At 66.2% G+C, this 14781-nt stretch carries 11 protein-coding genes and 1 tRNA gene; 8 read left to right on the top strand and 4 right to left on the bottom strand.

Features of this window, described 5'->3' with window-relative positions; all coding sequences use genetic code 11:
- Nucleotides 1–125 precede the first annotated feature (125 nt).
- The 4 genes from AC1RNQ_RS06150 to AC1RNQ_RS06165 all read right to left on the bottom strand — a co-directional run bounded on the left by AC1RNQ_RS06150 (nt 126) and on the right by AC1RNQ_RS06165 (nt 2846).
- On the bottom strand, nt 126–1085 hold the full coding sequence (locus tag AC1RNQ_RS06150) for a substrate-binding domain-containing protein (protein ID WP_493169741.1): 960 nt from the start codon (nt 1083–1085) through the stop codon (nt 126–128).
- A 257-nt stretch (nt 1086–1342) separates the two neighbouring features.
- Nucleotides 1343–2350, bottom strand: coding sequence for a tyrosine-type recombinase/integrase (locus AC1RNQ_RS06155; protein ID WP_493169743.1), 1008 nt, complete (start codon nt 2348–2350; stop codon nt 1343–1345).
- 54 nt (nt 2351–2404) lie between these two features.
- Complete coding sequence (locus AC1RNQ_RS06160; protein ID WP_493169744.1) at nt 2405–2572, bottom strand: Arm DNA-binding domain-containing protein; 168 nt, start codon at nt 2570–2572, stop codon at nt 2405–2407.
- Nucleotides 2573–2759: 187 nt separating this feature from the next.
- Nucleotides 2760–2846: transfer RNA gene (locus tag AC1RNQ_RS06165), tRNA-Leu, on the bottom strand.
- 197 nt (nt 2847–3043) lie between these two features.
- Between AC1RNQ_RS06165 and AC1RNQ_RS06170 the strand changes: the two genes are divergently transcribed.
- The 8 genes from AC1RNQ_RS06170 to AC1RNQ_RS06205 all read left to right on the top strand — a co-directional run bounded on the left by AC1RNQ_RS06170 (nt 3044) and on the right by AC1RNQ_RS06205 (nt 14702).
- Nucleotides 3044–3982, top strand: coding sequence for a complex I NDUFA9 subunit family protein (locus AC1RNQ_RS06170; RefSeq protein ID WP_493169746.1), 939 nt, complete (start codon nt 3044–3046; stop codon nt 3980–3982).
- Nucleotides 3983–4060: 78 nt separating this feature from the next.
- Nucleotides 4061–4948 carry a hypothetical protein gene (locus AC1RNQ_RS06175; protein WP_493169747.1) on the top strand — a complete coding sequence of 296 codons (888 nt, stop codon included), beginning with the start codon at nt 4061–4063 and terminating at the stop codon, nt 4946–4948.
- A 147-nt stretch (nt 4949–5095) separates the two neighbouring features.
- On the top strand, nt 5096–5896 hold the full coding sequence (locus AC1RNQ_RS06180) for an undecaprenyl-diphosphate phosphatase (RefSeq protein ID WP_493169748.1): 801 nt from the start codon (nt 5096–5098) through the stop codon (nt 5894–5896).
- Nucleotides 5897–6054: 158 nt separating this feature from the next.
- The gene (locus AC1RNQ_RS06185; RefSeq protein WP_493169749.1) at nt 6055–7497 is read left to right on the top strand and encodes an NAD(P)-dependent oxidoreductase; all 1443 of its coding nucleotides are present in this window, start codon (nt 6055–6057) and stop codon (nt 7495–7497) included.
- A 22-nt stretch (nt 7498–7519) separates the two neighbouring features.
- Nucleotides 7520–8662, top strand: coding sequence for a DUF2059 domain-containing protein (locus AC1RNQ_RS06190; protein ID WP_493169751.1), 1143 nt, complete (start codon nt 7520–7522; stop codon nt 8660–8662).
- 30 nt (nt 8663–8692) lie between these two features.
- A complete protein-coding gene (gltB, locus tag AC1RNQ_RS06195) occupies nt 8693–13252 on the top strand; it encodes a glutamate synthase large subunit (protein ID WP_493169753.1) in 4560 nt (1519 codons plus the stop codon).
- 270 nt (nt 13253–13522) lie between these two features.
- Nucleotides 13523–13960 (top strand): hypothetical protein, encoded by a 438-nt coding sequence (locus AC1RNQ_RS06200; protein WP_493169754.1) that lies wholly within the window; start codon nt 13523–13525, stop codon nt 13958–13960.
- A 70-nt stretch (nt 13961–14030) separates the two neighbouring features.
- Nucleotides 14031–14702 carry a glutathione S-transferase family protein gene (locus tag AC1RNQ_RS06205; protein WP_493169755.1) on the top strand — a complete coding sequence of 224 codons (672 nt, stop codon included), beginning with the start codon at nt 14031–14033 and terminating at the stop codon, nt 14700–14702.
- Nucleotides 14703–14781: the final 79 nt, after the last annotated feature.

Genomic DNA, 14781 nt, shown 5'->3' on the forward strand with positions numbered 1-14781 from the left:
CCACGGCGAAGGCTGCTTGGTCCTTCGCTCTCGATGCTGGTTTCCCGCAAAATGGTATCGATGTCAAGGTATCGATACCATTTTGCGGGAAACCACTGGATGGCAACGATAAACAATCCTGTCGGCTAGCTGTCCCGGACGATTAGCGCCACCGGCATCGCGCGCGATTCGACCGCTTTTCCGGCGACGAGGTCAAGCACCTTTTGCGCCAGCAATTCGCCCCCGACGCCCCAGTCCTGCCTGATGCTCGTCAGCCGTGGCGAAAAAAGCGCCGCCCCGGGCGAGTCGTCGAAGCCGACCACCGACACGTCGCCCGGCACGTCATGCCCGCGCGCCTGCAACGCCTCGATCGCGCCCATCGCGATCGCATCGCTGCTCGCGAAAATGCCGTCGAATGCGAGCCCTTCCCCATCGAGCAGCGGCGCAACCGCGTCGCGGCCTGCGGCGACGGTGAAGGCGCAGGGAATATTGCCGACGATCGCGGCGCCCGAACCCGCCAGCCCCGCCTCGAAACCATTGAGGCGGTCTTCGGCCTCGCCGTGCCCGGCATCGCCGAGGAACATGAGGCGGCGGCGCCCGCGCCCCAGCAGATATTCGGCGGCGAGCCGGCCGCCTTCGCGATTGTCGCTACCGACGACGATCCGTTCGGGCGGACCATGTTCGGCGCCCCACACGACATAAGGCAGCCCGGTCGCCTCGATCACCGCCGCCGCATCGTCGTGCACCCCCTGCCCCAGCAGGATCACGCCGTCCGCCGAAGGCGGCGCTTCCAGAAAGAGGTCGATGGTGGTCAACACCATATTCTGGCCCGCCCCGGTCAGTTCCTGCATGATGCCGCCGAGCAGCAGAAGCGGATAAGGTTCGCTCATCAGGCGTTCGTGCGACGGCGTCATTTCGATGACGACCGCGATCGTCCGTGTGCGCTGTTGCCGCAGGTTGCGCGCCGAGACGTTGAGCCGGTAGCCCATGCGCTCGGCGGTTTCGCGGATCAGCGTCCGCGTGCTTTCTTTAACCGTCGAATGGTTCGACAGGGCGCGCGAAACGGTGATTTTCGCAACACCCAGTTCGCGAGCAACATCTGCCATGGTCGGCCGCGCGCCGTCGCCAAGCTTTCCCTTGCTCACCCGTGGCTCCGGATGGCGATTGATGATGAGGGCTCAGTACGCTGGACCATGGCGAACCCCTAACGCCCGACCGGCAGCTTTCACAAGCGGCTTCGCAGCCCGGCCGTGTGTGCCTGGGGCTTTCAGCCTGACTCACACATCCGCTTTTGGATCGCAGGGGAGCGGTCTTTACGACCGGAATCAGGCGCAAAGCGGTCGCTAAGAAACGACCCTCATTCCTATTCCGCATTCTCGCGCCTCGGGAAGCGGCCGGTGACAATCTTCGCTCCTTCGCGCAAAACATCCAGGTGATCAGACCAGTGCTGCATTATCTTGACCCGCTCTTCCCAATATTCGCCGCGCGCATAGGCGCGACGCACGCCACCTTCTTGGTGAGCGAGCTGGCGCTCGATTGCGTCAACCGACCAAATTCCCATTTCGTTGAGCAGCGTTGCCGCCATGGCCCGAAATCCGTGCGCAGTCATTTGACCTTGCTCATAGCCCAAGCGCCGTAACGCCGCGTTGATGCTATTCTCCGACATTGGCCGCCAACGGCTTCGAAACGACGGAAAGAGATATTTTCCGTCGCCGGTCAGAGCGTCGAGATCTTCCAATATGGTCATGACCTGCTTCGATAGCGGCACCCGATGGGGACGCCGCATCTTCATTTTCTCCGCGGGGATCGACCAGACACACTTTTCGATGTCGAATTCATCCCACTCCGCCTGACGAAGTTCGCCCGGGCGAACGAACACGTGCGGTGTCATCCGGAGAGCGAGAAGAGTGATCGCATGACCCGAATAGCCTTCAATGGCTCGCATCAGGGCGCCCGCTTCCTTGGCCGTCGTGATAGCAGCAAGATGCTTGGGCTTGGGAGTGATCAGGGCGCCCCGCAAGTCGGCGGCAACATCGCGTTGCGCACGCGCGGTGGCAATTGCGTAACGGAACACGCGACTTATCACGCTGCGCATGCGACGGGCACTTTCGTAGCGGCCCTCAGCCTCCACCTTGCGCAAGGCCGATAGCACGTCTTGTGCTCCGATCTCGTCGATCGCGCTATTCCCGATGGTCCTGTTGGCCTTGGCGAGCAGCCACCGGATTTTCTCCAGCGTGATCTCTGCCAGACCCTCCTTCTCCTGCTTGGCGACCCACTCTTCCGCGATTTTCTTGAAGATGTTCGCCGACGCTCCGATCGCTGCGGTACGCTCCTTGCGCTTTTCTGCAGAGGGATCGTTTCCCGCAGCCAAGGCCTTTCGCGCCTTGACCAGAAGGTGCCGCGCTTCATCCAGCTCAATGTCGGGTCAAATGCCGAAGGCGACCGTCTTTTGCTTGCTCAGATAGCGATAATTCCATCTCCAGAGCTGGCGGCCATTCGGCTGCACGAGCAGATAGAGACCATCGATGTCGGTAAGCTTGTAGGGCTTCTCCTTCGGCCGGGCGTCTTTCACGGTCCTGTTCGTTAGCGCCACGATGCAAACTCCAGTCCATCACGCCGGCACGATGCCATCAAAAACACCCGAAAGGATGATGGACGGGTCATGGTATCGCCTCGAACGACCCCGGACCTCGGCGGATTTTATTTTGGAGTTATAGCAAAAAACTCTAGGTTTTGCTATGGTTTCCGTGAACGCCCTCGGACGTCGCCGGAAGAACAAATGGTGCCCAGAAGAGGACTCGAACCTCCACGACCTTGCGATCGCCAGCACCTGAAGCTGGTGCGTCTACCAATTCCGCCATCTGGGCACGGGGTAGGAGCGGGCGCTTAGCGGCGGGGCTGGCGGCTTGTCAACCACGCCGGAGCGCCCGGCGCGATTTTTCTGTCCCGCCCACGCATTTGCGCGCCCGGTCGGCGCCCTGCCCCCTTGCCCGGCGCGGCGCTTCGCGGCATGGGGGCCTCGGGCGGCCCCGCGCCGCGACGGACTCGGACAAAGATGGGCGCCATGCAGAATCTCGACGGACAATTGATCACGGTGCTGGGCGGCGGCGGCTTTATCGGCCGCTATGTCGTGCAGCGCCTGCTCGCGCGCGGCGCGCGCGTCCGTATCGCCGAGCGCGAACCGCGCAAGGCGCTGTTCCTCAAGCCCTTGGGCGGGCTCGGCCAGACGCAGTTCGTCGCCGCCGACGTCCGCGATGCCGCAAGCGTCGCGCGCGCGCTTCAGGGCAGCGACGCCGCGATCAACCTCGTCGGCAGCTTCGACGACATGGCCGCGGTGCAGGCCGACGGCGCGGGCAACGTCGCCGCCGCCGCGGCCGCCGCGGGTGTCGCGGCGCTCGTCCATGTCTCGGCGATCGGCGCCGATGCCGAAAGCGCGTCGAAATACGGCCGCAGCAAGGGCGAAGGCGAGGCCGCGGTCCGCGCCGCCTTTCCGCAGGCCGCGATCCTGCGCCCCTCGATCGTCTTCGGGCGCGAGGACAGGTTCATCAACCGCTTCGCAGGGATGATCCGCATGGCGCCGGTGGTGCCGGTGATCGCGCCGAAGGCGAAGTTCCAGCCGGTCTATGTCGGCGACGTCGCCGACGCCGTGGTCGCCGCGCTCGGCGGCGGCGCCGCGGGCAGGATTTTCGAACTCGGCGGCCCGCAGATACTGTCGATGCTCGAGCTTCAGCGCTGGATCGCCGACGCGACCGGCCGCCGCCCGCTGTTCGTCGAGATCCCCGATTTCGTTGGATCGGCACTCGCCACCGGCTTCGGCTGGGCGCCCGGCGCGCCGATCACCAAGGACCAGTGGCTGATGCTCCAGCGCGACAATGTCGTCATGCCGGGCACGGCGTCGCTCGCCGAACTCGGCATCGTGCCGACTTCGCTCGCGGCGGTCGCCGACGGCTGGCTGGTGCAATATCGCCGCCACGGCCGCTTCGCCGAACTCGGCGCGCGCTGATCGCTTGCCTCTGGCGCCGAGCCGAAAAGCTGCTAGCTAGATTCCGGGGTCGCATCTGGTCGATGCGGGGGATAAGGCATGAAATTCGGGGGAACGGCCGCGCTGGTCGGCGCGGCACTGATACTGGCCGGCTGTGACAATACGCCGGCCGATTTGCATGGATTGCCGAAGGATGCCGCCGAGCGCGCGACCTTGTGCGGGCGCGCCGCGGCCGCTTACACCGCGACGGCAGGCGACAGCGCGGCCGAGCAGAAGCGGCGGCAGGACCTGCTCCAGTCGGTCGTCAACGAAACCGGCTTCTTTGCCGCGACCGGGCTCGACGACGAAAAGGGCAAGGCGCTGCTCGGCGACCTCGAAGCGACGCTGAAGGGCGGCAACTGGATCGGCACGCTCAACCAGTGCAAGGCCGCCTATGCGCTCGGCGATCCCGAGCCGCTGCCCAAATTACCCGACGACAAAAAGGAACGGCCCGCGGCCTGCGCCGCGGTCGCGGTGGCGGCGTCGCTCGGCGATGGCGCCAGCACGCCCGCCGACGTCCAGAAGCTGGTGATGCAGAGCCCGCAATCCTCCTATTTCCTGCTCGTCGCGGCGAACCAGGACGGCGGCATCGCGGGCGCGCAGAACGGGATGCTGGGGCATATCGAATGGGCGGTGAGTTCGGGTGCGGTCGGCCCGCTGACCGACGCCTGCGTCAAGGAATATCCGAAGGCCGCGGCGAACGGCACGGTGACGCTGCCGACCGACGAGGGGCAGGCGGTCGCCGCGTGCAGCTTCAACGCCGGGCTGATGGGCGGCATCGAAGGCGAGGAAGGCGCGATAGCCAAGGCGGTCGCGAAGCGGATGCAGGACGGCAGCAAGATGCCCGACCTCGAGCTCGCGACCAGCCCGGCGAAGCTGATCGAGCAGGCGATCGATCTCGGCCCGCCGGCCAATGTGCTGAAAGCGTGCGACGCGCGGTTCAAATAGCCGCTGGAAAAAACGGCCTCCCTTCCGTAGGTCTGGCAAAGGGCGTCCGGCTGGTGTCGGGCGCCCTTTCTTATCCCCTCGTCCCACCCGCAGGATGCCCATGACCCTCCTCCCGCTTCCCCTCCCCCGCCGCCAGGTCCTGATCCGATGAGTGCGATCATGACCGCGATCATCCTCGGCATCGTCGAGGGGCTGACCGAATTCCTGCCGGTATCGTCGACCGGCCATTTGATCCTCGCGACCGAGCTGCTCGGTTACGACGCCGGGCGCTGGGCGATCTTCAACATCGCGATCCAGCCGGGCGCGATCCTCGCGATCGTCGTGCTCTACCGCAAGCTGTTCTGGGAGATGTTCACCGGGTTGTTCCGCCGCGATCCGCAGGCGATCGCCTTCGTACGCAACTTGGCTATCGCCTTCTTTCCCGCGGTGATCCTCGGCCTCGCCTTCGGCGATTATATCGAGCTGCTGCTCGAAAATGCCGTCGTCGTCGCCTGGGCGCTGATCGTCGGCGGTTTCGCAATCCTGCTCGTCGAACGCTATGCAAAGACGGTGGACGTCGGCGGCGTCGCCAATGTGTCGATGCGCCAGTCGATCCTCGTCGGGCTGGTCCAGTGCATCGCGATGATCCCCGGGGTCAGCCGTTCGGGGGCGACGATCCTCGGCGCGATGGCCTTCGGCGTCGACCGCAAGACCGCGGCCGAGTTCAGCTTCTTCCTCGCGCTGCCGACGCTGACCGGCGCGACCGTGCTCCAGCTGTTCAAGCATCGCGACGCGATCACCTCGAACGACCTCGGGCTGATCGCGATCGGCGCCTTTGTCTCGTTCGTCGTCGCCTGGGCGGTGATCAAGGCCTTCCTCGCGGTGGTGACGCGCTACGGCTTCGCCCCCTTCGCCTGGTACCGAATCATCGTCGGCGCCGCGGCGCTGGTGTGGCTCGCGATGAGATAGGGCCGATCTTGTACAAATTGCGAAAGATAGTTGCGCGGGAGACGATTTCGCTCCGAATCACCTCCAATTTAAGGTCAACTATACTGACCTAATCGGCATTTCGTCCGTGACATCGGGACTTTGGCCCGCCATTCGCCTTCGCGAGAAGGGAAATAAGCATGGCTGCCGATCGCATGCTCCGGTTCGTGGAGCGTGACCAAAATTATCCCGACAAGCGTTCCGCCGAGGAGCGCGCGCGCGATTTCCGCGAAATCGCCGAGCGCTATTCGGCGCCCGACGCCGATGCGCAGGCCGCGCGCTGCTCGCAATGCGGCGTGCCCTATTGCTCGGTGCACTGCCCGCTGCACAATCATATCCCCGACTGGCTGCGTCTGACGGCGGAGGGCCGGCTGCGCGAGGCCTATGAGCTTTCGAACGCGACCTCGACGATGCCCGAGATCTGTGGCCGCATCTGCCCGCAGGATCGCCTGTGCGAAGGCAATTGCGTGATCGAATTCTCGGGTCACGGCGCGGTGACGATCGGCAGCGTCGAGAAATATATCACCGACACCGCCTGGGCCGAGGGCTGGGTCGAACCTGTTCACGTCGGCAAGCCCACGGGCCAGTCGGTCGGCATCGTCGGCGCCGGCCCCGCCGGCCTCACCGCCGCCGAATATCTCCGCGTCGCGGGGCACGAGGTCCATGTCTACGACCGCCACGACCGCGCGGGCGGCCTGCTCACCTATGGCATCCCGGGCTTCAAGCTCGAAAAGGATGTGGTGATGCGCCGCATCGAGCGGCTCGCCGAGGCCGGCATCCACTTCCACCTGGGCTTCGAGGTCGGCGCCGACGCGACGCTCGACGAGCTGCGGCAAAAGCACGACGCGCTGCTGATCGCGACCGGCGTCTACAAGCCGCGCGAGATCAACGTGCCCGGCAACGAGGCCGAGGGCGTCGTCGCCGCGCTCGACTATCTCATCGCCTCGAACCGCAAGGGCTTCGGCGACGAGGTCGCGGAGTTCGAAGACGGCCGCCTCGACGCGATGGGCAAGCATGTCGTCGTGATCGGCGGCGGCGACACCGCGATGGACTGCGTGCGCACCGCGGTGCGCCAGGGCGCGCGCTCGGTCAAATGCCTCTATCGCCGCGACCGCGAGAATATGCCGGGCTCGCAACGCGAGGTCGCCAATGCCGAGGAGGAAGGCGTCGAATTCGTCTGGCTCGCCGCGCCCGAGGGCTTCACCGCCACGCGCCGCGTCAAGCAGGTCGCGGTCGCGGGCATGCGCCTCGGCGCGCCCGATGCCAGCGGCCGCCGCAGCCCCGAGGCCGACCCCGAGCGCAAGTTCGACCTGCCCGCCGACATGGTGATCAAGGCGCTGGGCTTCGACCCCGAGGAACTGCCGCACCTGTTCGGCGCCCCCGACCTCAGCGTTACGCGCTGGGGCACGCTGCGCGTCGATCACCAGACGATGATGACCAGCCTGCCCGGCGTCTTCGCCGCGGGCGACATCGTGCGCGGCGCCAGCCTGGTGGTGTGGGGCATCCGCGACGGCCGCGACGTCAGCGAGCAGATGGCAAAGTGGTTGAAAGCCAAGGCACAAAGCGAAAAGAAGGCAGCATGACCATCAGGGAAGGATCATATCTGTGTCGATTCTGAAATCCGTTCTGCTCGCCGGCGCCGCCGTTCTTGTCGCGCCGCCCGCGCTCGCCGCGCCGAAGGAAGCGCCGCAAGCCGAGATCCTCGTCGCCGACGAGCCCGCCGAAATGTCCAGCGAGGCCATGGCCGCCGAGGCCAAGGCCAAGATGCAGAAGGAGATCGACGAAGCGATCGCGCTGATCGAGAAGATCTATGGTGTCGACCAATTGCCCGCGATCCCGCCCGCGCAGCTCGCGCTCGCGAAGAAGACGACCGGCGCGCTCGTCCCCGCGGGCAGCCTCGAAAAGATGATGGACAATCTCTACGGCAAGCTGTTCCGCGGGTTCCTCGGCGAATTCGGCGGCCTGTCGGAGCTGATGCTGTCGTACAAGACCGGCGTCGAAAGCGAAAAGATCGCCGCGCTCGACGAGCCGACGCGCGAAAAGATCGCCGACATCTTCGACCCGAACCGCAAGGCGCGCGAAGAGCAGATCATGACGAACGTCAAGCCGCTGGTCAGCGAAGTGCTCCGCGACCTCGAGGCGCCGATGCGCGACGGCATGGCCGCCGCCTTCGCGCGCAAGTTCAGCGCCGACCAGCTGAGCCAGATGAACGAATTTTTCGCGACCCCGGCGGGCAGCGCCTATGCCAATGAATGGATGGCGCTCCAGGCCGATCCCGAAGTGATGCTGGCGATCATCCGCTCGGTGCCGCCGATGATCGACAAATGGGTCGCGCGCGGCCCCGAGCTCGAAGGCAAGTTCAAGGACCTGCCCAAGGAAAAGCAGCTCTCCGACCTCAGCGACGCCGAGCTGGGCAAGCTCGCGGGGCTGCTCCAGGTCGACGTCCAGACGCTCAAGGACCAGCGCGACCTCTACAAGTCGGCCGAAGAAGCAACCTATGACGATGCGGCCATGGGCGCGGCCGACGCCGCCGCTGCAGCCGCCGACGCCGACGCCATGGCGGTCGACGACTATGGCCCCTGGTACGAGCGCGAGAATTGGAGCGCCGAGGACCTCGCCAAGGTCGAGGCGATCGAAGCCGAATCGAACGAGATTTTCGGCCGCTCGATGGAGGCCCAGCAGGCCGCGATCGCCAACGCCCGCAAGCGCCTCGAAAAAGAGGACAAGGCGCCCGCCTCCGACGAATAACAACCAGCCACACGGCCAGGACTGCAGAAAATGACCCACTATCCCACCTCCGATCACGCGCGCCTCGAAGCCGAGGGCATGTATCGCCCCGACATGGAATCGGACGCCTGCGGCGTCGGCATGGTCGCCGCGACCGACGGCAAGGCCTCGCGCCGCGTCGTCGAGGCGGCGATCGAGGCGCTGCGCGCGGTCTGGCATCGCGGCGCAGTCGATGCCGACGGCAAAACCGGCGACGGGGCGGGCATCCATGTCGACCTGCCCGTGCGCTTCTTCGACGATGCGATCGCGGCGTCGGGGCACAAGGTGCGCCCGAACCGCCTCGCGGTCGGCATGGTCTTCCTGCCGCGCACCGACCTCGACGCACAGGAACATTGCCGCACGATCGTCGAGTCCGAGATCATCGACGCGGGTTACACCATCTACGGCTGGCGCCAGGTCCCCGTCGACGTCTCGGTGATCGGCGACAAGGCGCAGCGCACGCGCCCCGAGATCGAGCAGATCATGATCGCCGGGCCCCCCTTGCCGCAAAGCGGCGAAAAAAACCTTGGGCCCGACGAACAGTCGCTCGCCGAATTCGAAAAGCGCCTCTACCTCGTCCGCCGCCGCATCGAGAAGAAGGTGATCGCCGCGCAGATCGCCGATTTCTATATCTGCAGCCTGTCGGCGCGCTCGATCATCTACAAGGGGCTGTTCCTCGCCGAGAGCCTCGCCGATTTCTATCCCGACCTCACGAGCAAATTGTTCGAGAGCCGCGTCGCGATCTTCCACCAGCGCTATTCAACCAACACCTTCCCGCAATGGTGGTTGGCCCAGCCGTTCCGCACCCTCGCGCACAACGGCGAGATCAACACGATCCGCGGCAACAAGAACTGGATGAAGAGCCACGAGATCAAGATGGCGAGCCTCGCCTTCGGCGAGCATTCGGAAGACATCAAGCCCGTGATCCCCGCGGGCGCATCGGACACCGCCGCGCTCGACGCGGTGTTCGAGACGCTGTGCCGCGCCGGCCGCGACGCGCCGACGACCAAGCTCATCCTCGTTCCCGAGGCGTGGGGCGACGAGGCCGAGATGCCCGACAGCCACCGCGCGATGTACAATTATCTCGCCAGCGTGATGGAGCCGTGGGACGGCCCCGCCGCGCTCGCGATGACCGACGGCCGCTGGGCGGTCGCGGGCATGGACCGCAACGCGCTCCGCCCGCTGCGCTACACGCTCACCGCCGACAATCTGCTCGTCGTCGGCTCCGAAAGCGGCATGGTGCTGCTGCCCGAGGCGAGCATCCGCAAGAAGGGCCGCCTTGGACCCGGCCAGATGATCGCGGTCGACCTCGAAGAAGGCCAGCTCTACGACGACCGCGCGATCAAGGACAAGATCGCGGGCGCCGCCGACTATGCCGCGCGCGTCAAGGGGTTCCGCACCATGGCCGACCTGCCCAAGGGCGGGAAGTCGAACCTGCCGCAATGGGACCGCAGCGAACTGCTCCGCCGCCAGGTCGCCGCCGGGCTGACGATGGAGGATATGGAGCTCATCCTCTCGCCGATGGTCGAGGATGCCAAGGAAGCCATCGGCTCGATGGGCGACGACACCCCGCTCGCGGTCATCTCGGACAAGCCGCGCCACGTCGCGCAATTCTTCCGCCAGAACTTCAGCCAGGTCACCAACCCGCCGATCGACAGCCTGCGCGAACGGCATGTGATGAGTCTCAAGACGCGCTTCGCCAATCTCGCGAACATCCTCGACGAAAAGGGGCAGAGCGACCATGTCCTCGTGATCGACAGCCCGGTGCTGGTCGGCGACGACTGGGATCGGCTGCGCGCCTATTTCGGCGATGCCGTCGCCGACATCGACTGCACCTTCCCCACCGGCGGCGACGCCGCGACGCTGCGCGAGGCCATCGCGCGCGTGCGCAAGGAAGCCGAGGATGCGGTGCGTGCGGGACGCAGCGAGCTGTTCCTCACCGACCAGAGCATCGGCGAAGGCCGCGTCGGCATGGCGATGGTGCTCGCCGCCGCCGCGGTGCACACCCACCTCGTGCGCAAGGGCCTGCGCAGCTACGCCTCGATCAACGTCCGCTCGGCCGAGGTGCTCGACACCCACGCCTTTGCGGTGCTGATCGGCGTCGGCGCGACCACGGTCCATGCCTATCTGTCCGAAGCCGCGATTGCCGACCGCTGGACACGCGGGCTGTTCGGCGGCGAGCTTTCGCTGGGCGATTGCCTCAAGCGCTTCCGCAAGGCGATCGACGACGGGCTGCTCAAGATCCTCGCGAAGATGGGGATCGCGGTGATCTCCTCCTATCGCGGCGGCTATAATTTCGAGGCCGTCGGCCTCAGCCGCGCGCTCGTCAACGACCTCTTCCCCGGCATGCCGGCGAAGATTTCGGGCGAGGGCTATCAGTCGCTCTTCATCAACGCGACCGAGAAGCACGAGGCGGCGTTCGACAGCCGTGTCACCACCCTCCCCATCGGCGGCTTCTACCGCCAGCGCGCGGGTGGCGAAACGCACGCCTATTCGGCGCAGCTGATGCATTTGCTGCAGACGGCGGTCGCGACCGACAGCTACTCGACCTACCTCCAGTTCGCGCGCGGCGTCGCCGACCTGCCGCCGGTGTATCTGCGCGACCTGATGGAGTTCAACTATCCCGCCACCGGCGTCGCGCTCGACAGCGTCGAGGCGATCACCGAGATCCGCAAGCGCTTCGTCACCCCGGGCATGTCGCTCGGCGCGCTCTCCCCGGAAGCCCACGAGACGCTGGCGATCGCGATGAACCGCATCGGCGCCAAGGCGGTGTCGGGCGAAGGCGGCGAAGCGAGCGAACGCTACCAGCCCTATGCCAATGGCGACAACGCCAACAGCAACATCAAGCAGATCGCCTCGGGCCGCTTCGGCGTCACCGCCGAATATCTGGGCGCGTGCGACGAGATCGAGATCAAGGTCGCGCAGGGCGCCAAGCCCGGCGAAGGCGGCCAGCTCCCCGGCTTCAAGGTCACCGAATTCATCGCACGTCTGCGCCACTCGACCCCCGGCGTGATGCTCATCTCGCCGCCGCCGCACCACGACATCTATTCGATCGAGGATCTGGCGCAGCTGATCTACGACCTCAAGCAGATCAACCCCAAGGCCCGCGTCTGCGTCAAGCTCGTCAGCTCGGCGGGCATCGGCACCGTCGCGGCGGGCGTCGCCAAGGCGCACGCCGACGTCATCCTCGTCTCGGGCAACACCGGCGGCACCGGCGCAAGTCCCCAGACGAGCGTCAAATATGCCGGCACGCCGTGGGAAATGGGGCTCAGCGAGGTCAACCAGGTCCTCACCCTCAACGGCCTGCGCCACCGCATTCGCCTGCGCACCGACGGCGGGCTCAAGACCGGGCGCGATATCGTCATCGCCGCGATCCTCGGCGCCGAGGAATATGGCATCGGGACGCTCAGCCTCGTCGCGATGGGCTGCATCATGGTCCGCCAGTGCCACAGCAACACCTGCCCCGTCGGCGTCTGCACGCAGGACGAGAAGATGCGCGCGAAGTTCACCGGCAGCCCCGAGAAGGTCATCAACCTGATGACCTTCATCGCCGAGGAAGTGCGCGAAATCCTCGCCAAGCTCGGCTGCCGCAGCCTCGACGAGGTCATCGGCCGGACCGAATTGCTGCGCCAGGTCAGCCGCGGCGCCGAACATCTCGACGACCTCGATCTCAATCCGATCCTCGCCAAGGTCGACGCCCCCGACGAGCAGCGCCGCTCGCAGGGGCCGAGCTTCCGCAACCCCGTGCCCGACAGCCTCGACGCGCAGATTTTGAGCGACGCCAAGCCCTTGTTCGAGCGCGGCGAGCGCATGCAGCTCACCTATAATGTCCGCAACACCCACCGCGCCGTCGGCACGCGTCTGTCGGCCGAGGTCACCGCGCGCTTCGGGATGAAGGGCCTCGCCGACGACCATGTCCAGGTCCGCCTCCGCGGCACCGCGGGCCAGTCGCTCGGCGCCTTCCTCTGCCAGGGCATCACCCTCGAAGTCTTCGGCGACGCCAACGACTATGTCGGCAAGGGCCTGTCGGGCGGCCGCATCGTCGTGCGCCCGACGGTGTCGAGCCCGCTGGTCAGCCAGCACAATACGATCGTCGGCAACACCGTCCTCTACGGCGCGACCGCGGGCACTTTGCTCGCCGCGGGCCAGGCGGGCGAGCGCTTCGCGGTGCGCAACTCGGGCGCACACGTCGTCGTCGAGGGCTGCGGCGCCAACGGCCTCGAATATATGACCGGCGGCATCGCGGTGATCCTCGGCGCCGTGGGCTCGAACTTCGGCGCGGGCATGACCGGCGGCATGGCCTTTGTGCTCGACGGCGACGCCAGCTTCGAACGCCGCGCCAATAGCGAATCGATCGTCTGGCAGCGCATCGAAAGCGCGCATTGGGAAGGCGTGCTGAAGGCGCTGGTCGAGGATCATGCGCGCGCGACAGGCAGCAAATGGTCGGCCGAAATCCTCGCCGACTGGGACCGCTGGCAGGGCCAGTTCTGGCAGATCTGCCCGAAGGAAATGCTGTCGCGGCTGGAATACCCGTTGAGCGACGCCGAAATCGCGGAAGTGGCGGCGGAGTAGTCGAAAAGATCCTCCCCATCGCGAAGCGTTGGGGAGGGGGACCGCCGCCGCAGGCGGTGGTGGAGGGGTCGACGCCGGCGATATTACCCCTCCGTCAGCGGCTAAAGCCGCCGCCACCTCCCCATGGCTTCGCCAAGGGGAGGATCGACCTGACCCGCCATCGCATCGCCTCATCGCATCCCTCGCGCCCATTCAGCCCAGCGAAAGCGTGCGCGCTCTAAACGCCCGACCTTGACCAACCCCCGCGTCATTCCCCGAAAGGAAGATGCCATGCGCCGCTGGACGCCGAAACTTTATTGGGCCGCCCTCCCCCTGCTCGCCATCGCTGCGCCGTTGCCGGCGCAGGCCGCCGACGTGCGCGATGCCGCCGAGGCGCTCACCGATCCGGTCGAAAGCGACCGCATGGCCTCGACCGTCACCGCGCTCGTCGACGCGCTGATGCGCACCAACATCGGCCCGCTCGCCGAGGCGATCGCGCGCGTCGATCCCGACTCATCGGCAGCTTATATCCCGCCCGACGCAACTTTGGGCGAGGTCACGGGCACCGATCCCGACACTGGCCGCCGCCTCGGCGGCGACGTCCGCGCAACCTCACGGATGGCAGGCCACCTCGCCACCGCCGCCGCGGCTTATGCCCCCATTCTCAAGGATATGGCACGCGATATGGCTGCGCAATGGGAGCGCGAACGCGACGCGGCGCGTCGCTGATCCACACGCATTCCGCCGCGTTACGCCATAGGCGTTGCGTGCGGCGCCCCGCTGCCGCTATGCCCACGCTATGTGGCAACTTTACCAATTTCCGCTCTGCCCCTTCTCGCGCAAGATCCGCCTGCTGCTCGGCGAAAAGGGCGTCGGTTACGAACTGGTGCGCGAATCGCCGTGGGAGCGCCGCGACGAGTTCATCGACCTGAACCCCGCCGGGCGCACCCCGGTGATGGTCGACAATGCGCGCGGGCAGGTGCTGATGGACAGCATGGCGATCGCCGAATATTTCGAGGAGACGGTCGAGGGCAAGGCGATGATCAACGGCACCGCCGCCAATCGCGCCGAAATCCGCCGGCTGACCGCCTGGTTCGACCATGATTTCTATTATGAGGTCACCGGCCCGCTGCTCTTCGAGCGCATGCAGAAGCGCATCGTCCACCGCCAGCCCCCCGACGGCGGCGCGCTACGCGAGGCGATGAAGGCGGCGAACCAGCATCTCGACTATGTCGATTACCTGATCGACCACCGCACCTGGCTCGCCGGCGCGACGATGAGCCTCGCCGACCTCGCCGCCGCGGCGCATATCTCGGTCGCCGACTATCTCGGCGGGATCGACTGGACCGGGCACGAGCAGACGAAAGGCTGGTATTCGGGCCTCAAGTCGCGGCCGAGCTTTCGGCCGCTGCTGGCCGAACGGATGGAAATCGTGACGCCGCCGAAATATTATGAGGATGTGGACTTCTAACCAGCCGTCATCCCGGCGCAGGCCGGGATCTCGCCGGTGCGTCAGTGAGCGAGGATGAGATCGTGTTCAGAGTCACGTG

This window comes from Sphingopyxis sp. GW821-FHT12F08 (assembly GCF_058806755.1).